Genomic DNA, 19160 nt, shown 5'->3' with positions numbered 1-19160 from the left:
GTTATTTCCCCTCCTCAAGCCAAGCGTCGATGATTAGTCCTGATTTAGCGTCATATGCTCTATTAAAGGCATCAGGATACTGAGCACGTAATTCATTAACATCAACTTTTTCAATGCCAACCAGGAAGCCGCTGGTTACCTCACCGGCACAATTCTTGGATGTAATCATGCCCGGGCAAATCAGGTTATTATCACCGCCGCGGTCACTCTCACCAGCAACAATCGGATCTAATCTGGAGCCATGATCCTGATAAATAACCCCCGGCATGATCCGTTCGGTAACATATGCTCCGCCTAAAGTCCAGCCACGGTCATTGTGAATTCTTACAACATCGCCGTATTTAATGCCAAGGTTTTTGGCATCAATTGGATTGATCCATAATGGTTCGTACAGATAGCCATCAGGACCCTTAACCTTGCAGGTAGGAATTTCCCGCAACCAGGCGCAATCGTCCAGATTAGCATGAACTCGCCAACGGGGATGGTTGGAAACAATCAGGTACGGATATTTTTTTGCTCGGGGATGGAGCAGACTTTCGGAGTGAGATTCACCGAAAGGAATCCATTGGGGAACTGGTTTACGTTCTTTGTCATCAGGGAAATACTTGGCTAAATCTGTGGAGAAGAATTCCAATTTCCCTGTTGGTGTATCAAGCGGATGGACTACAGGATCTTCAGCGAAGGGACCGAATCCTCTGGGGTCATTTTCCCAGCCATCAGCGGTCGGGATTACATAATAATCTTTTTCTCTAAATTCTTCATAACTGATCATGTTCTCAATACCCGAATGGTCAAAGCCCTCTTTAACCCATTCTTCAATGGATTTACCCTTGGTATACTCTTCATAGAGGCCCAGTTTTTTGGCAACTTCACCGACGGCCTCATAGTCACTCTTGGATTCCCCCAGTGGCTCAATGCACTGGCCTTCATGATATACCAGGTTGAATTCGCCGGCATAAACATCGGTAGAGATATCTTCTTCTTCTAGCTTGGTGTTAATGGGAAGGACAATGTCGGCAAACAGGCAATCGTTCTCCATCCAGGGCTGCTGACAAACGATACACTCCATTTTCGGGCTTCTCAGCGCTTCGATCATTCTGTTTCCGCCGTTCCAGCACGTGGTCCAGCAGGGCTCGTCCGACCATATCATATGCAGGGTGCTGTTTTTATCGTCAATCGGAAATTTATACTGCACAAATTGATCCTCTTTGGGGAACCCGGCAATGGAAGACCCATACCAGGTAAACGGTTCTTCCGTGGTAATGGCCTGGGGAATCAAGGTTTTCGGGATCAGGCTTTCATTGCCGGTAAACGCCCAGCCATGATAGGCTCCGGCCACATTGGGGATAACCTCGCTGCGGGGACCGGGCATTTGTTCGTTAAGGGCAAAGAACTGCCATTCGATCATTTTTAACTGATTGCGGCCCGGTTTTCCCAAGCCTTGCATACCCAGCAGGCATACTTCCAAGCGTCCGGGTTCATGCGAATAGGTCGAGCGGATATAGGAACCGCCGTTGCAATGCGCTGTAGAAGTGGCCTGTTTATGCCATTTTCGCGCCAGCGCTTTGATTATTCTGGCCGGAACGCCACAGATATCTTCTGCCCATTTCGGGGTCTTGGGAATCTTATCGGTTTCACCCATGACCTCTTTTTTGAATTCTTCAAACCCATGAACATGGGTAGCGACATATTCTTTATCATAGAGGTCTTCCGTGATCCAAGTATAGGCAATAGCAAATTGCAGAGCTGAATCCGTATTCGGCCTTACCGGAATCCACTTGTCGGCATGGGCGGCAGCGCCGTAGTTAAAGTCGGGGCAGACATAAATTGTTTCAATGCCGATTTCATTAAACCAATAGCATAGGCGGCTAGCTGCCTGGCCTGACCAACCCCAGGGTGTTGTCTCCGGATCGCAGCCCCAGAACAGCATCATTTCAGTATTCTCTGAGCAATCCAGCCAGAGGTTGTTTTGAATTCCCTGGCCTACAGGGTCAGTTCCCCAAACATGTTTGGCGCCCCAGTACCAGCCTTCCCAGCTATCCGGATTACGTGCCTGTAAGGTATAGCCACCCAGCAGATCGAGAAGATGTGTTTGGCAGCCGTGAGGACCGTGAATGCATTTGCCTTCACCATGCCCATCGGCAGCAGCCAGCACCGAATAAGGACCATATTTCTTTTGCACCCTTTGGAGCTCTTCGGCTATCAATGTAGCCGCCTCATCCCAAGAAATGCGTGCATATTTACTTTTGCCACGATTTTGGGTGTTCCGTTCGCCGGCGGGATCCCAATCGACACGTTTAAGAGGATACAAAATACGGTTTTTAGAGTAAACTCTTTGCTTGTAAACTATGCTGAATGGAGGTATCAAAGACCTCATAGTAGGCTCAAAAGTCTTGCCGCGCGCCTTAATTTTCCATGGTTTCATATGTTCGCGTTTGTACTTATCCTCATAGTGAAAGGGACGGATTCTTATAATTTTGCCGTCTTTCACATCCACTGCTGCAGTATTAGCTCCTAGTCCAAAACCAAGCCAGCCAATACCCTTGAGGCAAGTCTTTTCCCCATTACTACCCTTGTTTTTTTGGTTCACCATGTTCACCTCTCCTTAAATTTAAAGTCTAAAAGTCTGCCGGTCAATCCAAAATACTTAGAGACTATACCGCTCCCTTCTTGTTTGTAAAATACATCATTCCCGCCCGCCACACGCCTATTTTCTAAAAATGTCTATATATAAAAACATTTAAGAAAATTTTCATTATTTGATAATAAATTGCCGCTAGAAATACTGTTAAAGCGTTTTAAAGACGATCAGCTTACCTTATTTATGTTTCGCCGGGTCACCGGAACCGGGTTTTCCATTAAATCCACAGTTTTTGCATACTTTGTTGGCGGCAGGCTGTTGAACGCCACAGTGCGGGCAGGGCAGCGTATCTCCAGGCAGTTCCGCACCGCATTTATTACATACCTTAATAGCTGCGGGGTTAAGCGTGCCGCATGCCGGACACTTCTTTGGTTTCTTTACTGTTGGTGGTCGAAAACACATGTAAAAATCCTCCTGTTTTTTTGAATAATTAACAGTATAGTGTAAAAAGGGAAGTATTCTATACTGTACTTTCTGCTCGCTTCTGACAAAATGCATATTTCATGCCAACTCCGATTTGCTAGAGAATAGCTATAAAACCGGATGCTTACACAAAAAAAAACTTCCGAAATGGGAAATTCAGTTCCAAAACAGAATAAGTAACAATTACTGGAGAATCAGCTCCTTCCCCAAATCACCATAGCCATCAACAAAAATGATTTAATGGTACAACATCTTCTTTTAAATTACGAAAATTTATTAACGATAAATACAGATACGCAGGATCAAGATACTACCTGATGGAAAAATATGATAATATATAATTAGATAAGTATTGTAGTTGCATAGGAGTGATGGCTATGGACCGGACTAAAGCAAATTATTCTAATGGCGTACAAATTTCAACTACAACAGATAATAATGATCCGCTTATTGAGATGAATTTAGAAACATGGAATAAAATAAAAAACTTTAAAACGCGATTTATAAGCAGCAATGAAGATCCGAAAAAAATGTCCTTTATGAATCTTGATGTAGCAAAATCCTGGAGCCGTTCTAAAAAATACGGGGTAGATCCCTATATGCAAGCACTAGGTTCCAACATGAACCCCCAAGAGTTTCGAGACCGAATAAATAACAAAAAAATGTTAATTGAGACAGCCGTACCTTTTATCAAAAAATATTATCATGTATTAGCCAATTCAGATTATTACATGATCCTAACCGACGAAACGGGGACTATATTGTTTACGCTGGGAGAGCAAGGTGAGGCGAATGCATTTTATGCAATAAATGCACGACCCGGAGCAATTTGGAGTGAGCAGACTATAGGTACCACTGCCCATGCTTTAAGCATTCAACTTTGCAAACCTGTGCAGTTGGCTGGCCCATATAATTATTGCATGGTTTTACAAGATAATATTAGTTCGTCAACACCAATAGTCGATGAAACCGGGGACATTATTGGAACATTAGTCGTAGTGCAAATGACAGCTAACAGAAACATTAATAAAACCCAAATACATTCTTTGGGCTGGGTAATATCTATGGGCTATGCAATTGAAAATGAATTACAGTTAAGGAACCGCAATCATGATTTAAATGAACTGAATGATACTTTACAAGCAATATTGTCAGCCGTTGATGAGGGTTTTATTACTCTAAACAATGAAGGTATAATTACGCATATCAACAAAGAAGCTGCAAAAATATTTGGGAAATTAACTCCGGATATAGAAAATAAACATTTCACTGAATTGATGTCAAAGCAAATTCCCGTAGACAAAGTGCTGGAGACAGGTAAACCTATACATGATTATGAAGCAACCATAGTTAACGATAAATCGGAGGTTCAGTATTTAATTACGATTGAACCTATCTTGAATGAAACCGGAGAATTTTTGGCAGGCGCCGTTATGCGTTTCTCACGCTCGGAAAAGATAAACCGGTTAGTTACTCATAGGGGAGGTACGGAAGCAACTTATACATTTAATAGCATAATCGGAGAAAGCACGGCAATTAAAAAGACGATAAAGGATGCGATAAAAGTTTCGCAGATCCCTGCATGTACACTTCTTATGGGAGAAAGTGGCACAGGAAAGGAATTATTTGCACAAGCAATTCATAATAACTCTCGCCCCGAAGGTCCTTTTGTTGCGCTAAATTGCGCTTCTATTCCCAGAAATCTAATAGAGAGTGAATTGTTTGGCTATGAGGCCGGTTCTTTTACCGGAGCGGAGAGGAGGGGGCGTCCGGGGAAAATTGAATTGGCTAACGGAGGAACGCTTTTTTTAGATGAAATTGGCGATATGCCGATTGAGATTCAACCTGTTTTACTACGCTGTTTACAAGATAAAAAGGTTCTAAGACTTGGCGGCAATCATTATATTCCGGTTGATTTCAGAGTGATTGCGGCCACCAATAAAGATCTCTATCATATGGTTCAGGAAAAACAATTCCGCGAGGACCTTTATTTCCGTTTAGCTGTTTTTAAGATAATGATTCCTCCGTTACGGTCTAGAGATGACGATATAATTTTATTAACCCAATATTTCATTGAGCAAATAAGCCAACGAATGGGCCTGATAGTTCCCAGGCTAAGTAAAGATGTGCTAACAAAGATCAAGAATTATAGCTGGCCGGGTAATATTAGACAATTGGAAAATGCTATGGTTTATGCTGTCAATATGGCCCAGGACGGGTTAATAACAATGAATAACTTACCAGATGAGATAATTAATGATTATCACGACAGCGATATGGATTCGATTTCTGACCATTTGCTATCTATGGTGGAAATAGAAAAGAGAGCAATAAAAAACACCCTGAAGCATACTGGCTATAACGTCGCAGATACCGCAGATATTTTAGAAATAGGTAAAACTACGTTATATAGAAAATTTAAGGAATATGATATCGTTCTTCCCAAATAACCCGGACACTACCCCGAAGCTACGTGACATTGTTATAAGGATAACTCAATAATCGAGCGTTCGGCTCTTTACCAAAACAATTTAGCGGGAGGTTCACATGAAGAAATTGGTCTTTGCACTGGTTGCTGCTATTGTATTTTTGGTCATTGCCCCATCAGCCGCTATGGCTTGAGACTGCAGTGATGGCCCTTTGTATAAGGGTTTTACAGCCTCATCCCCGGAAGGGTTTGTTGCGCAAGAATTCGACAAAATGGCTCCTGCTCCGGGGATTAATTGGAGTGGTTCGACTGAAACCTGGCTGGATCAGGCTCGCCGGAACGGTTGGGCGGTTAAAAATTCTGCCGCCGACGCCAAGCTGGGATCAATCGTTATTCTTTCTGACCAAGCAAACAAAATGATGGTCGGTATTGTCCGCGACGTCAAGGATACGGGTATCCGGTTTGATACGCTCGCACATAACAAGCAAGTACAGCAAAAAATGATTACGTACCAGTCAGATACTGAATATAAAATTATGGGTTATATTTGGCCGGAACGTACTGCGCCAAGGCCGAAGCTTATCATAGCGAAATAGCAACTCTAGCAGGAGATAGGCCTTGTTTATTACAGTAGGAGGTTAGACATGAAAGTTAAATATGATTTAGAAGAGCGGCCACCCCTGAAAGAGAATCTAATCTATGGTCTGCAGTGGTTAGCTATTACGATTCCGGCAGTAATCATTTTCGGAAAGCTTTTAGGGGGTATGCAAGGGACAATAGCAGCCGGATTGCTCTACATGCAAAAATCCTTTGCCGTTACGGCGGTTAGCATTTTACTGCAAATCTTCTGGGGACATCGGCTGCCGCTGGTCATTGGGCCGGCAACCGTACTGCTTATCGGCATTCTCGCTTCCCAGACCAACTCGTCAGGAGCGATCTACTCCAGTATCATGATCTGCGGGTTAGTGTTAACTCTTTTAGCTGCCAGCGGCCTGTTTGCATCCCTGCGCCGACTCTTCACGCCGCGGGTAGTCGCCGTTATCCTGCTATTGATTGCATTTACGATGATGCCTACGATCATGAAGCTAATCAGCAGCAGTTCAGGTGAGAGTGCTTCCAGCATGCATCTGGGTTTTGCTTTAGTACTGATTCTGCTGATGTTTACCGGCCAACGTCTACTTACGGGTTTATGGAAGGCAACCCTCATCTTATGGGCAATAATTTTCGGCAGTTTAGCCTATTTTTTACTAAACCCCACCTGGATCCAGGTAGCTAATGCAGCCGATCTGCCACTACTGGCGGGATTTTTCGATCAATTGACAACGAGTATGGTTATTGATCCCGGACTCATCATCGCGTTTTTACTTTGCTTCCTGGGGCTCTCTATTAATGACCTGGGCTCGATTCAGGCGGTAGGTTCCGTATTACAGGCTGATGAGATGCCAAAGCGGATTACACGCGGCATTACCTTTACCGGTCTGAGCAATGCTCTGGCAGGGTTTATGGGTGTCATCGGCCCGGTCAACTTTTCATTCAGTCCGGGTGTTATTGCGTCTACCGGTTGTGCAGCGCGTTCTACCTTTATACCCGCAGGGATAACCATGCTGGCCTTGGCCTTTTTGCCCAAAGTCTTATTCTATCTATCCTTTATACCGGAGGTCGTTATTGGTTGTATTTTATTGTTTATTATGTGTACTCAGGTAGCTGCCGGTCTGACGACGGCCTTCACAGCAATGGAACAACCCTATTTTGATTATGCACTCTTAATCGGGTTACCGATACTAATCGGAATCATGGTAGCTTTCCTGCCAGCGGAAGTGGTAGCTTCCTTCCCGGCCAGACTGCGTCCCATACTGGCGAATGGTTTCGTCATGGGGGTTATTGTGTCTTTATTGCTCGAGCATGTTATATTTCGGGGCAATAGAAAAACGCCTCAATAGGGCGTGAGAGACAGCAAGCACAGTTACAGGATATTTTGTTAGCTGCAGCAACCAAGCAAGAACTAAGGATATCATCTAGCTGCATAATACTCAACTTTCACGCTTCCCCTGCAAGCCAATAAAATCTTGCAGGATTTTTATATTTTTGTGGGAATAGGTACTTAAATAATAAATTGTAGACGGCGTTAAAGACGTCAAATGCGGGAAAGGATAATCCCACATTTGACTTAAAAGTCTTTGAGAAAAAACGAACTGGATTAAAAGAGAGGTGTTGGTATGAGCAAATTGACCACACTGCCCAACATAGGCAAGGTGCTAGAAGCAAATCTGGTGGCTGTCGGCATTGAGACGCCGGAGCAGCTTAGAGCTATTGGCGCGAAGGAGGCATTTCAACGTATCCGTCTCCAACGTGATCCCGGCGCCTGCCTGCACATGTTGTACGGAATACAGGGCGCTATTCTTGGCATCCCGGATAAGCATCTATCTCCTGATACTAAACAGGAATTAAAAACATTCTTTAATACACAGTACCATTCCTAGCAGTATCTTATGTATTGGAAAGGAAGGGTGAAAATGAATCAGATCGAACAGTTACAAAAAATTATTGCAAACACCGATAATATCGTATTTTTCGGTGGGGCGGGGGTATCGACTGAAAGTGGAATCCCTGATTTCCGGAGTGTTGATGGGCTATACAATCAACATTATCAGTATCCGCCGGAAGTGATGCTGAGCCATACATTTTATGTTGAGCACACAGCCGAATTTTTTGATTTTTACCGCGATAAGATGATTTTTTCTAAAGCCAAACCGAATAAGGCCCATTATAAGCTGGCCGAACTGGAACAGGCGGGTAAATTGAAAGCAGTGATAACGCAAAATATTGATGGATTACATCAAATGGCGGGAAGTAAGACCGTGTTAGAACTTCACGGTTCCGTAAAGAGAAATTATTGCAGACGCTGCCACGCTTTTTTTGATGAAAAATTTATATTGCAAAGCTCAGGAATTCCAACTTGTTCCTGCGGCGGCGAAGTAAAACCTGATGTGGTTTTATATGAAGAGGGGTTGGATTGGGACACCATGCAGCGGGCTAGATCATTTATAGCAAAAGCCGACGTACTGATTGTTGCAGGAACTTCCTTAGTAGTTTATCCTGCTGCCGGACTAATTGATTATTATCGCGGCAATAATTTAACTCTAATTAACCGGGCGTCAACCGCTACTGATGCGAGAGCTAATCTTTTAATTCAGGCCAGCGTCGGCGAGGTACTGGGGCAAATTTCTATAGAATGAAGGTATTGTGATGTCAGATGCGGATATAGGAAGCAAAAAATGTCCCTTTGCTTCCCTCTTTCCGCTGAGTCCTCCTAGAAGATATAATCAAGGAAGGTGCGTTTATGGGAAACAAGTACAATGTCATAGATTTAGAAACATGGAAAAGAGTATTGCCAGATATATAGGAATGCGGTACAGCCTCAATATTGTGTCAGCTTTGAACTTGACGTGACGCGCTTTAAAAAGCTGGTTAAGGAAAGAAATTGGTTCTTTACTATGGCGTTTATCTATGCAGTTACGAAATGCGCGAATGAAATTGAGGAATTCAGATATCGTTTCCTTGACGGCGCGGTTGTTTTATACGAATCAATTGACACCTCGTTTACTTATATGGAGAAAGAAACGGATGATCTATCGAACCTGTTGGGTAAAACTGACGTGGGGAAGCAACTTCATATTCATTTTCGGCAACCTATTTTTACACAAAATAAAAACATTGGACATTTTTACATAATACCGAAGCAGTGGTAGAAGCTAACCGAATCAGCGGCGAAGGCTGATATCTGCTAAAAGTCCAGGTCAAATCTCAAGAGGATTTGAATTATTTTTTAGATTCAGTTTTGGCATTCGGAAATTACCAGATAACTATTTCTATCAGCAAAATTAAATAGAAAAACGTCCCCTGCGGAACACGCTATGCGAAGCGATTAAACTAATTTGACGTACTAATTTTTGTAGTGATATAATGATCATTAATTTCATTTTCCAAAATATGAAAAAGGGGGGCGCTTCTTATGCCAAGAATATTCGGTTCCAGGATAATGCTGCGGGAATATAAAAAAGAGGATTTGGCTTGCATGCGTGAATGGGTTAATGATCCGGAAATCGTTGATAATTTGTCCGATATATTCTTGCATGCTCATTCTTTAAATGAGACAGAAAGATTTTTGCATACGGTTCTTGAAGGCGAGTCAGAAACGCAAAAGCATTTTGTTATTGCTGATAGACAGACAGAGAAATTTATCGGTCAGATAGATATTATTAGAATTGATTGGAAAAACCGTATTGCTGAAATGGGTATTGTTATTGGTAAAAAAGATTTGCTAGGGAAAGGGTTTGGAACCGAAGCCATTAAGCTGTTGCAAAATTTTGTATTTGATAGATTAAATTTAAACAAATTGGAATTACATTTGCACGATTATAATAAACGAGCATATAAGTGTTATTTGAATTGTGGTTTTGTAGAGGAAGGGCGTTCCAGGCAAGCCTTTTATATTAACGGTCATTATACAGATACTATTTTTATGGGTATCCTAAAAGACGAATATAATAAATTGAAAGCGTTATATTGCCCTTAATGCGCAGACAAAAAGTCAGTTATACAGCAAAGGCACATAATACCGATTGTTTTCATGCTTTATTGACATCCCTGCAAAATAATTCATTATTGCAGGATTTTTTATGTTGCAATGATAAATAAAATAATAACGGTAATTATGATGATACAAAGGAAAGATAACTATATGGGGAAAGAATTGTCGGACATGACATTGGTAGAGTTGTGGGAGCTATTTCCTATAATCTTAAAAGAGCATAATAAAGAATACAAAAATTGGTATGAAATTGAGAAACAGCGGCTGCTAAACTGTATTGATGAACAAGATATAATTCGCATTAACCATATAGGAAGTACTGCGGTTGAAGGATTAATTGCTAAGCCAACAGTGGATATTTTATTGGAAATAGATAATGCAACTAATATTGAAAAATTAACAGATATTCTATCACATAATGATTGGATATTGATGTCATCTACTGACAATCCATGTATGAAACGAATATTTAATAAAGGATATACCAAAGAGGGATTTGCAGAAAAGGTATATCATTTACATGTCCGTTATTATGATAACTGGGGTGAATTGTATTTCAGGGACTATCTTATGGAGCATAAAGAAGTTGCCGATCAATATGGTCAGCTAAAATTAAGATTGTTAGAAAAATATGAGCACGATCGGGATGGATATACAGCAGCTAAGTCGGATTTTATTTTGCAATATACCCAAATGGCAAAAGCAGAGTATGTTGATAAATGCTGCAAAGAATATTGTAGCGCTGGCGCATGTTACAGTTGGAAATTACGATTTTAAAGAGGCGGTTGTTACTTCATCGGAAACGCCCGTAGTGGGTCACGACTTTTTATCACAATTTACGGTAGTTCTTGATTATCCGGAGGAAAAATCATGGTTAGTTCCTAATGGAAAGATTGAATTACCTAAAGATGAATATAGTCTAGGTTTAGGAATGGAGCAAAATGAGCAGGGGATTTTTGTTGTTACTGGCGTGTGGGAGGGATCACCTGCCGATTGGGCACATATTCATGTGGGAGATAAAATTATCACAATTAATGGTATAAAAACTTCTGAAAAAACAGGAGTTTACTGGCGCAGCGTCATGCGTGACAATTCCGTTTCACGGCTGGAATTAACGCTGGAAAAGCCGCAAGGGGCACACGAGGTAGTAATATTGGAAAAGGCATATTTATTATCAGAATACAAAAGGGAGGAAAAAATTTTATAACAAAGGTAACTGAATTAAAGACTCGGAAGACTCGTATACATAATTATCGTTTATATAACACATTAAAATATTTTGCCGTTGAATGGGAAGAAGAATATTTGGATATTTATCTGAAATTTAATCTTTTTTCATTTTTAAATAATTACGTTTTTGTGCATGATAATGCGTATGCAATAGATGATGTGATTTTTCACCTAACGGTTTTCCTAACCAGGTAGCATACAGTTCCTGAACTGCCGGATTTTCGTGGGCTTTTCGAATAGCCGCGGACTTATCGCATTCATAAATAGCCTCCGCCCGTTGTTTGCGAATATCAGGTGATGTAGACAATGGCTGCCCTCCACCCCCAATGCAACCTCCAGGACAAGCCATAACCTCAATAAAATGATAATCGCTTTCTCGCTTACGTATATTTTCCATAATGATTCGTGCGTTAGCCAACGTATGAGCAACAGCAACTTTTATCTTATTCTCACCAATGGTAACTTCAGCTTCCTTCATACCTGTAAGCCCCCGTACATTGTGGAACTCAAGACAATCTAACGTTTTACCTGTCATTACCTCGGATACCGTCCTTAGAGCTGCCTCCATCACGCCACCAGTAGTACCAAATATTACAGCCGCACCGGTAGAAATACCTAAAGGAGCATCAAATTCTTCTGATTTTAAGTTACCAAAATCAACTCCAGCCTCTTTGATCATCCGGGCTATTTCACGCGTTGTAAGTACGTAATCAACATCCTGGTATCCGCTGGATTTCATTTCTTCCCGACGGGCCTCTACCTTTTTGGCGGTACATGGCATTACTGATACAGACACTATATCTTGAGGATCGATTTTAAATTTTTCAGCATAATAGGTTTTAACAAGCACACCAAATATCTGTTGTGGTGATTTTGTTGTCGATAAATGATCGAGTAAGTCTGGATACATAAGTTCGACGAAATTAATCCAGCCAGGGCTGCATGAAGTAATCATCGGTAGTGTTCCACCCTTAGTCAGCCGCTCAATAAATTCAGAACCCTCTTCCATAATGGTCACATCGGCTGTAAAACCAGTATCAAATATCTTATCAAAACCAATACGTCTTAAAGCCGCAACCATTTGGCCAGTTACAATACGACCACTTGGTAACCCAAAGTCTTCACCTAAAGCAACCCGAACTGCCGGCGCGGTCTGTACAACAACATGTTTCGTTGGATTGTGAAGCGCCTCCCACACCTCTTTAGTATCATCTTTCTCAACAATAGCAGCAGTCGGACACACATTAGCGCATTGTCCACAAAAGGTACAGGCTGCATTATGCAGACCAACATTAAAAGCGGGCGATACGGTAGTATTAAAGCCTCTATTGGCAAAGGTATATACGTTAACTCCCTGAAGTTCGCTACAAGCACGGATACATCTTCCGCAGAGAATGCACTTATTTTGATTTCGAACTAGCGCAGGATTATCGTTATCAACCGGATAATCCTTCTTTTCTCCTTCAAATCTAATTTTTCTGATACCACAATCAGCCGCAATTTTTTGTAGCTCGCAATGTAAGTTTCGTTGGCAAGAGAGGCAATCCTCCGGATGGTTAGCCAGCAACAACTCAACTACTGCTCTACGGGCTTCACGTACATCGGTTGTATTAGTATTAACAACCATCCCTTCGCTTACGGGAAAAACGCAAGAAGCTACCAGACTTCTTGCACCTACGACCTCAACTAAACATATTCGGCAAGAGCCTTCCGGTTTGTACTCGGGATGGTAGCATAAAGTAGGAATCTTTACACCAATACTTCTTGCGGCTTCTAAAACAGTTGTCCCTTGCGGCATTTGTACTTGTTGTCCGTCAATCGTTATATTCACATACTCCACTATACTACGCCCCCTTGATTATCCTTTATCTTTATCCAAGAAGTATCAACTATATATATTACTATTATTTTTCTGATAAAATTGATTAATACAAGGTAGAATCTGTATCTTTAACTTTATTAATGTTTATTCGCATTAAATCAACATTAAGAGTTCTTGCCTAACAATAAGTGAACATTCTCACTATATCAAGAATTCCCATGTATACATTTTAGTTACAATGATTACACTAGCCCTGGAAGGGGGTGCTTTAACATGCGTCCAAATACTTTTGCTCCTCATGAATTGCTGGATTTGCACGAATTACTCTCTGCAGAAGTCACCACTGCCGAAAAACTTCAAGCCAGAATAAGCATGGTTAACGATAATGAATTAAAGTCATTCATGCAAACTTGCTTAATTGCCAAGCAGAACAGAATTGCCCAAATGTCTCAAATAGTTGCTAATGCTACTGATACAGTAATGCAATAGGGGGAAATAAAAATGCCAAGCAGTCAAAAACAAAATATACAGGATCAGACGATAGCTTTTGATATGCTTAAGGATTCAAAATTTGGTATTATAAGCCATGCAAAACTATCTACTGAAGCAGCAAACACTGAACTTCGGACTATGCTTGCTACCAATCTTGATCAATGTGTTCAAGAACATTTCCAATTATCAGATTTACTGATAAGTAAAGGTTGGTACAATCCTACTAATATTTCTCAACAGCTTCAGGCTGATCTTTCTCGAGCTCAGCAGATTACTGCCACCACTGGTCAATCAAGATAGATCGAAGGAGGTTTCACAAAAATGAGTTTAGCACCGCATGAAGCCCTCGAACTCCATGAGTTAATTCGAAGCGAAGTAGTATGTGTAAAAAAAATTCAGGCAAGCATGAATATGGCCCAAGATGAAGAATTAAGAAATTTTATGCATGATTCTTTGAAAACTAAGACTACAGCTCTTACTGAACTTGAGCAGCTATACTTCAAAGGACAACACAATCGGCTTCAATAGGAAGGTGGTTATAAATGGGTTTATTAGACGAATTATTCGGTGATAACAATGTTACTAATGCTACCCTTGGAGACAAAGATATTGCCTCAGACATGCTTAAAGATTCAAAATTCGCGGTTACGTCACTTGCAATGATGGTAACTGAAATATCGAATCCAGAAGTGAGAACGACTTTAGCTAAACAACTCACATCTTCCGTTCAAATGCATCAAAGACTTTCAGATATGCTAATACATAAGGAATGGTATAAGCCTTACGCTTCGCCACAACAGCAACTATCTCAAGACGTTCATATGACCCAAAATGCAATCCGCTAAGCTAAATAGAAGATCTTGATTTCGAGTTTCAAACCTCAGCATCCCGGCGTCAAATCCAGGAACTTATGGATATGCGCTGGTTGGAAAAGTATTCAACTTACTGTTTCTCGGACCGCCAGGCATTGGCAAAAGCCATATTTACTTGTGAGGACGGTACTGATGATTCGACGCAAAAAAAATAAGGGAAATTGGGTACTACGCTAATCTAGCGTTGGGGATTGGCGAATACCTTCATTACCGGAATTCCCCTTGCTCTCAAAAAAATATCCCCGATTATCACTTTCAATTGATGAATCCTGCAAAATAAATCCATTATTGCAGGATTTTTATATTTTATTGGTAAATAAAGTATTAACTGGCAATTATGACTTTACAATGTAAGAGTAAAGAATCCGAGTCCCCTTGACACCCCTTGTCAGCGAGTTGCTAGGCACTTATTTTAATGAAACACTTAAAGTGATCATTGAGAAGCAAATAAATAGTGAATCATGGTAAGATGAAAGGAGGGGACCCTAAACAGGGAAACGGGAGAACCACTACTGCGTTTTTATAGGGGGAGAAAGCAATGAATTCGGGGCAGCAATACAAAACATGTTGCTCACAGCACATGAACTTGGTTTAGGAACTTGCTGGATTGGCGAGATATTAAAGAATGAAGATAAAGTCAAAAAATTAATAGGAATTCCCAATGAATTGCAACTTATGGCAGTTATATCTGTTGGATACCCAAATAAAGATAGTAAATCTAAAAGGAAGGATCTCGCCGAAAGTATTATAAATTGGTTGTAAAAATTGTGGATATTTTAAAATAATGACACAAAGAGGAGGTTCGAAATTACTGAAAAACTCAGTTCCCCAAAATTTATAAACAAAGCAAAGGCTTTTGAGTCATTTAAACGGCATATAACGGTCGTTTTTTGCTTCGATATACCTTTTAGACCCCAGAAAAATTAAAACTAGGTACTTTTTCAGTGGCTTCGAACGTCCCCTTGCTTCTTTTATGCTAAAAAAGTAAATAGATAGGTGGTATATTATGCTAAATGTCGGAATTTTTCTTTTCAATGGAATAGAACTTCTAGATTTTGCCGGACCTTATGAGGTATTTTCAGTTGCCACAGAGTTAAATAATTATCAATTATTTAATGTCTTTACTATTACCGAGAATGGAGCGGATATTCGATCAGTAAATGGATTGCGAGTTATACCAGATTACGATTTTAAAAATCATCCACATATTGATGTATTTATTGTTCCCGGTGGAAATGGAACTAAAGCAGAAATGAATAAAGATGAGATATTGCAATGGTTGAAAGAACAAAATAATCATTCTCAAATTACAATGTCAATTTGTTCTGGAACAAGATTGCTTGGAAAAATGGGACTGCTTGACAATTTAAATATAATTACTCATCATGAAGTGATCTCCGATATGCAAGAAATTGCTCCAACAGCAGTTATTAAAAAAAGAGCAAGATTTGTTGATAATGGAAAGATACTAACCTCTGCTGGGATTTCTGCGGGCATTGAATTGTCACTTTATGTAGTGGCAAAGTTGTATGGAAAAGAAGTTGCTGATAAAACGGCGAAATATATGGAGTATGGGAATTGGGAAGAATTGTGATGTAGTAACGAATGGGAAGTGATTATATGACAAAAGTAGCGGTAGTAAAAGCCGATTCCTACGATCCACAAGTCGTCGAGCAGGCAATGGCAGAAATAATGACTGAATTTGGCGGGATGTCGCAGTTTGTTCAGCCTGGCGATAGAGTATTAGTAAAGCCTAACCTGCTCGAAGGGGTGGACAAAGGTAAATGTGTAACCACCCATCCATGAGTAGTCACTATTTTTGTAAGTGGAGAACACAGGGAAAGGAAGACAATACCACCGTCCCCTGGCTTTTCCTGGCCGGCGGGATTTGCATTTAGCTGACCGGCAGAAGAGAGCACTGCTGGCGAGCTTAGCGCTAACGCCACCGGCGTCGATTGGTACCAGCAAAGTACTGTCTGTGCAATGTACCGATGGCTGTAAGCTGGAACTTGAAAGCGGCTGGTTGATTTTCCGGGCATCGGGGACAGAGCCCATTATCCGTATCTATGCAGAATTATCGACCAATACTGAGCTGGAGAGTGTACTCGCTGGTGCTATAGAATTTGCTCAGTCCATGTAATGCGTTAGCAGCATTTAGTCATAAAACGTGACAAATGGCTTCATTTTTCCTTACGATGCTCTGACGTGCAGGGAATGTTGAAGTCCTTTTTATGCAAGCCTAGGCTCAAACCGTTTGAAGCTGGCTTTCAAAGAATTGGCAATAAATTTATCAAGTATTGCTGTTGGATAGTACATTATTGGGAGGGATTTAAAATGGGGAAATTTGAGGATGCAGAAAAAATTGGCCTGAGAGACAAGGCTTCAAAAAAATTAATCGCGGTCTACCCTTTAAAAGCTACTGGGAGTGACACAGAAATCGAAAAAATGGTTCGCGATTGGTACTATAAACAGAGTTGCCAGGCAGAAGATGAGCTTTTAAAGAGCCGTCCCCACGAGTCTTAGACTAAAAAACAGGGACTCTTTGAGTCTGCGATTTGACTACTAGACAGATGATAAGCTCCCAAAAAAGGAGCTTTGTCACTAACCATTTTTGCACTTACAGTCCTTATGGTTGTGATCATTTTTCTCTTGATCTGGCGCAGTGACTGTCGTACTGTTAAACCGGTGTGCATGCTCAAGAGTAATCTTTGTTTCGCCGTAGAATTGATGGGTATGCTCATCGCCTTTCACTTCAATCGCTGGCCCTGTTACCACATCAACTACGTGCCAATGAATGGGTCCGTCTTTCGGATCAGAAGTAGTTAGAACGCAGATACTATGAATGTGGCTACAGCCTGAATAGATTGCCGGACTAGTTGTTCCCAGAATTCCGTGTTGGTGATTACGGGCTGCATCCGCGATCGTGATAAATGCATGATTGTGATCTGTGCTTTCGTAAGCAGGTACTACATAATAATTTTGCCTTTGATTTTCTTCACTCAATAGTACCCCTCCTTTATTAACATAATATTCATTACACTGAGAATAAGTGATTACATAATCCGTAATTTTGATAAAATATTCATTTTTAGCCCTATTGGTTTTTGCATACGTTGTTGAGGATGAAGGCTTTTCGATGGGCTTTGACCAAACTATCACATACCCACTACTACCGGCGGTATCATGCCCCTGATATCACCATGAGGGACTTTGAGTGACGACGGTGCAGAGCAGCATCTTTTTCGTTCGTAAAAAGCCATTCCCAAATTAATCATTGCTAAAATGTCAGTAACTTCGTCCCCTGTCCCTTCAGGTGTAAGTAAAGAGAAGCAAAAATAACGTCCGAAACCACTGAAAAAATCAGCCCCCAAAAATTTATAAGCAAAGCAAAGGCTTTTGAGCCATTTAAACGGCATATAACGGCTGTTTTTTGCTTCGATATAACCTTTTAGTACCCCAGAAAAATTAAAAATAGGTACTTTTTCAGTGGTTTCGAATCGTCCCCAAGAGTCTTCTAATTAGTATTGCAGGATAAAGAAAGTATTTAGCTAATTTTTGTAACAAGGGAAAAAGAAGGAGGACTGTGAATTGTTTACAACTTTCAGTTCGTTCAGAAAAAGAAAAAGGCAATACTATAGCGCTTTATTTTCACTATTTTTGGCAATTTTGTTCTTGGCAAATGCACATGCCAGCAATGTCTCGACAAATGCAACTGATTCCGATAAGCTTTACATTATCAAACAAGATGGCAAATACGGATATATTGATGGAAATGGTAATGTTGTCATAAAACCTATTTACCTGCAAGCAAAGCAATTTGCAGAAGGGGTGGCCCCTGTTAAGATTCAGGAGGGGATTTGGGGCATTATAAACACAAAAGGGAAAGTAATCGGTACATGGAAAAATGTTGATGAAATTAATGAATTCTCGGAGGGGCTGGCTGTCGTGAGGCAGAGAGCCAAATACGGTTATATTGACAAAAATCAACTGGTAATTCCGCTCAAGTTCGATGCCGCTGAAAATTTTTCCGAAGACTTGGCGGTTGTCGCAATACGTGAAGGCAACACATTCTTGGAAAAATTGCATAATGTCAAATACGGCTATATCGATAAAGCCGGAAATGTAGTTATTGATTGTCAATTCAAGTCAGCAGGGAACTTCAAGGAGGGGGTGGCTCCCGTATCTTCTGCGGCAACGGGCTCGCGCTGGGGATACATTGATAAAACAGGTCAATATGTGATTGCAGCAAAATATTTTACTGCTAGGGAATTTTCCGAAGGGCTGGCTCCGGTCACAATCGCTTTAGGGCAAAGCGGCTTTATTGACCATCAGGGTAATTTTGCCATTCCGCCCCAATATAGTTGGACATATAGCTTTTCGGAAGGTCTTGCCCGAGTAGAAGTCGGAGAAAAAATTCAACTTAATCCTTTCAAAGTGATTGAAAAGGGGAAATATGGATTTATCGACAAGGCGGGAAAAATGGTGATTGAGCCAGTATTTGATTATGCTGATGATTTTAGAAATGGTCTTGCGCGAATATGCGATCAGAGCCCAGGATTTAGCGAAGATAACTATCAAGGTATTAGTTTCGGGTATATTGATAAAAGTGGAAGTGTGAAGTGGCAATTGACGAAATAGAGATAAAACCAATGGCGCTAGCA

At 41.0% G+C, this 19160-nt stretch carries 23 protein-coding genes and 1 pseudogene; 19 read left to right on the top strand and 5 right to left on the bottom strand.

The annotated features are described in order from the left end of the window. Position 1: 1 nt before the first annotated feature. Both BLR65_RS06860 and BLR65_RS06855 read right to left on the bottom strand, forming a co-directional pair. Complete coding sequence (locus tag BLR65_RS06860; protein ID WP_093793448.1) at positions 2-2593, bottom strand: molybdopterin-dependent oxidoreductase; 2592 nt, start codon at positions 2591-2593, stop codon at positions 2-4. A 225-nt stretch (positions 2594-2818) separates the two neighbouring features. After that, positions 2819-3043, bottom strand: a complete 225-nt coding sequence (locus BLR65_RS06855) for a double zinc ribbon domain-containing protein (RefSeq protein WP_093793447.1) — start codon at positions 3041-3043, stop codon at positions 2819-2821. 398 nt (positions 3044-3441) lie between these two features. Here BLR65_RS06855 and BLR65_RS06850 point away from each other — a divergent pair, with 398 nt between their 5' ends. The 9 genes and pseudogenes from BLR65_RS06850 to BLR65_RS06810 all read left to right on the top strand — a co-directional run bounded on the left by BLR65_RS06850 (position 3442) and on the right by BLR65_RS06810 (position 11290). After that, positions 3442-5514 (top strand): sigma 54-interacting transcriptional regulator, encoded by a 2073-nt coding sequence (locus BLR65_RS06850; protein WP_211285287.1) that lies wholly within the window; start codon positions 3442-3444, stop codon positions 5512-5514. A 190-nt stretch (positions 5515-5704) separates the two neighbouring features. Further along, positions 5705-6088: a hypothetical protein gene (locus BLR65_RS06845; protein ID WP_093793446.1), complete on the top strand. Its 384-nt coding sequence runs from the start codon at positions 5705-5707 to the stop codon at positions 6086-6088. 48 nt (positions 6089-6136) lie between these two features. Beyond that, complete coding sequence (locus BLR65_RS06840; RefSeq protein ID WP_093793445.1) at positions 6137-7432, top strand: uracil-xanthine permease family protein; 1296 nt, start codon at positions 6137-6139, stop codon at positions 7430-7432. A gap of 276 nt (positions 7433-7708) precedes the next feature. After that, positions 7709-7972 carry a TfoX/Sxy family protein gene (locus BLR65_RS06835; RefSeq protein ID WP_093793444.1) on the top strand — a complete coding sequence of 88 codons (264 nt, stop codon included), beginning with the start codon at positions 7709-7711 and terminating at the stop codon, positions 7970-7972. 33 nt (positions 7973-8005) lie between these two features. After that, positions 8006-8728, top strand: coding sequence for an NAD-dependent protein deacylase (locus tag BLR65_RS06830; protein ID WP_093793443.1), 723 nt, complete (start codon positions 8006-8008; stop codon positions 8726-8728). Positions 8729-8878: 150 nt separating this feature from the next. Beyond that, positions 8879-9241 (top strand): annotated as a pseudogene (locus tag BLR65_RS06825) (CatA-like O-acetyltransferase); the annotation flags it as partial. A gap of 263 nt (positions 9242-9504) precedes the next feature. Beyond that, positions 9505-10068: a GNAT family N-acetyltransferase gene (locus BLR65_RS06820; protein ID WP_093793442.1), complete on the top strand. Its 564-nt coding sequence runs from the start codon at positions 9505-9507 to the stop codon at positions 10066-10068. A gap of 111 nt (positions 10069-10179) precedes the next feature. Then, positions 10180-10860 carry a GrpB family protein gene (locus BLR65_RS06815; protein WP_218130623.1) on the top strand — a complete coding sequence of 227 codons (681 nt, stop codon included), beginning with the start codon at positions 10180-10182 and terminating at the stop codon, positions 10858-10860. Continuing rightward, positions 10793-11290, top strand: coding sequence for a PDZ domain-containing protein (locus BLR65_RS06810; protein ID WP_169717066.1), 498 nt, complete (start codon positions 10793-10795; stop codon positions 11288-11290). The genes BLR65_RS06815 and BLR65_RS06810 overlap by 68 nt, the downstream gene beginning before the upstream one ends. A 117-nt stretch (positions 11291-11407) precedes the next feature. On the opposite strand, the gene BLR65_RS06805 is transcribed toward BLR65_RS06810, so the two are convergent. Further along, on the bottom strand, positions 11408-13153 hold the full coding sequence (locus tag BLR65_RS06805; RefSeq protein WP_093793439.1) for an NADH-dependent [FeFe] hydrogenase, group A6: 1746 nt from the start codon (positions 13151-13153) through the stop codon (positions 11408-11410). Between the two features lie 255 nt (positions 13154-13408). Here BLR65_RS06805 and BLR65_RS06800 point away from each other — a divergent pair, with 255 nt between their 5' ends. The 9 genes from BLR65_RS06800 to BLR65_RS06760 all read left to right on the top strand — a co-directional run bounded on the left by BLR65_RS06800 (position 13409) and on the right by BLR65_RS06760 (position 17022). Next, positions 13409-13624, top strand: a complete 216-nt coding sequence (locus BLR65_RS06800) for a hypothetical protein (protein ID WP_093793438.1) — start codon at positions 13409-13411, stop codon at positions 13622-13624. A gap of 12 nt (positions 13625-13636) precedes the next feature. Continuing rightward, entirely contained in the window at positions 13637-13927 is a 291-nt protein-coding gene (locus BLR65_RS06795; protein WP_093793437.1) for a spore coat protein, read from the top strand. 21 nt (positions 13928-13948) lie between these two features. Then, entirely contained in the window at positions 13949-14155 is a 207-nt protein-coding gene (locus BLR65_RS06790; protein ID WP_093793436.1) for a hypothetical protein, read from the top strand. Between the two features lie 14 nt (positions 14156-14169). Continuing rightward, positions 14170-14472: a spore coat protein gene (locus tag BLR65_RS06785; protein WP_093793435.1), complete on the top strand. Its 303-nt coding sequence runs from the start codon at positions 14170-14172 to the stop codon at positions 14470-14472. A 549-nt stretch (positions 14473-15021) separates the two neighbouring features. Then, positions 15022-15261: a nitroreductase family protein gene (locus BLR65_RS06780; protein ID WP_093793434.1), complete on the top strand. Its 240-nt coding sequence runs from the start codon at positions 15022-15024 to the stop codon at positions 15259-15261. Between the two features lie 244 nt (positions 15262-15505). Beyond that, positions 15506-16093 (top strand): DJ-1/PfpI family protein, encoded by a 588-nt coding sequence (locus BLR65_RS06775; RefSeq protein WP_093793433.1) that lies wholly within the window; start codon positions 15506-15508, stop codon positions 16091-16093. Between the two features lie 26 nt (positions 16094-16119). Then, on the top strand, positions 16120-16305 hold the full coding sequence (locus tag BLR65_RS06770; RefSeq protein WP_093793432.1) for a hypothetical protein: 186 nt from the start codon (positions 16120-16122) through the stop codon (positions 16303-16305). Between the two features lie 19 nt (positions 16306-16324). Next, a complete protein-coding gene (locus tag BLR65_RS06765; protein WP_093793431.1) occupies positions 16325-16639 on the top strand; it encodes a hypothetical protein in 315 nt (104 codons plus the stop codon). A 194-nt stretch (positions 16640-16833) separates the two neighbouring features. Further along, entirely contained in the window at positions 16834-17022 is a 189-nt protein-coding gene (locus BLR65_RS06760) for a hypothetical protein (protein ID WP_093793430.1), read from the top strand. Positions 17023-17100: 78 nt separating this feature from the next. Here BLR65_RS06760 and BLR65_RS06755 read toward each other — a convergent pair whose 3' ends face one another. Together BLR65_RS06755 and BLR65_RS28975 are read right to left on the bottom strand one after the other, a co-directional pair. Further along, positions 17101-17502, bottom strand: coding sequence for a YmaF family protein (locus tag BLR65_RS06755; protein ID WP_169717067.1), 402 nt, complete (start codon positions 17500-17502; stop codon positions 17101-17103). Positions 17503-17654: 152 nt separating this feature from the next. Further along, positions 17655-17915, bottom strand: a complete 261-nt coding sequence (locus BLR65_RS28975) for a hypothetical protein (protein WP_143122516.1) — start codon at positions 17913-17915, stop codon at positions 17655-17657. A 172-nt stretch (positions 17916-18087) separates the two neighbouring features. Between BLR65_RS28975 and BLR65_RS06750 the strand changes: the two genes are divergently transcribed. Then, complete coding sequence (locus tag BLR65_RS06750) at positions 18088-19137, top strand: WG repeat-containing protein (RefSeq protein WP_093793428.1); 1050 nt, start codon at positions 18088-18090, stop codon at positions 19135-19137. Positions 19138-19160 lie beyond the last annotated feature (23 nt).

The sequence above is a fragment of the Sporomusa acidovorans genome (genome assembly GCF_900101845.1).
Taxonomy (GTDB): Bacteria; Bacillota; Negativicutes; order Sporomusales; family Sporomusaceae; genus Sporomusa; species Sporomusa acidovorans.
This window is presented reverse-complemented; position numbering and strand designations above follow the sequence as displayed.